This window comes from Noviherbaspirillum sp. ST9 (assembly GCF_048799745.1).
In the GTDB taxonomy this organism is placed as follows: domain Bacteria; phylum Pseudomonadota; class Gammaproteobacteria; order Burkholderiales; family Burkholderiaceae_D; genus Noviherbaspirillum.
The window spans coordinates 1-565 of the sequence record NZ_JBLWFR010000166.1; the positions used below are offsets into that span (position 1 = coordinate 1).

The 565-nt window shown below is 66.5% G+C and carries 1 protein-coding gene; it reads left to right on the top strand.

Annotated features, from left to right (window positions below):
- A partial coding sequence (locus ACNOHI_RS25330; RefSeq protein ID WP_420477491.1) for a nucleotidyltransferase domain-containing protein occupies positions 1–466 on the top strand: 466 nt, incomplete at its 5' end.
- Positions 467–565 lie beyond the last annotated feature (99 nt).

Here is a 565-nt window from a genome sequence, read left to right on the forward strand (position 1 = left end):
CGACGACCAGATGATCTATCTGCTGGCTGTCGAACCCGACGGGTCGATCTCCTGCTCCATGCGCATGCGGCCGGCCCTTACCGGATCAGTGCTAGGGGGCGTGTTCCCGCACCTCATCGCTGAGGATGAAGCCAGCATCTACGCCAGCGACACCTGGGAGATCAGTCGCTACTTCGCCACCGGCGCCGCGCGCGGCCGCTCGGGCGCGGCGCGGCGGGCGGAGATCCGCGAGAAATACAAGGTGGATCTGATCGGCGTCGTGGGCTCCTTCGCCCGCGGCGAAGCGCGTGACGACAGCGACGTGGACGTGTGGGCAGAGTTCCTTCGAGGCGCCACGCTCTTCAAGCAGGGCGGAGCCGTGTCTGAGCTGGAGGAAGCCCTGGGCCCACGGGTCGATCTTGTCGACCGGGCCCGGGTGAAACCGCTCATCCGGACCAGCATGGAACGCGACCTCGTCCTCGCATGACCGCCTCGATGGATCGCCAGCGCCTGATCGACATGAGGGACAACGCCCGCCGCGCCATCGCCTTTTTGGGAGACGCTGACGCACAGGCTCTGGAAACTG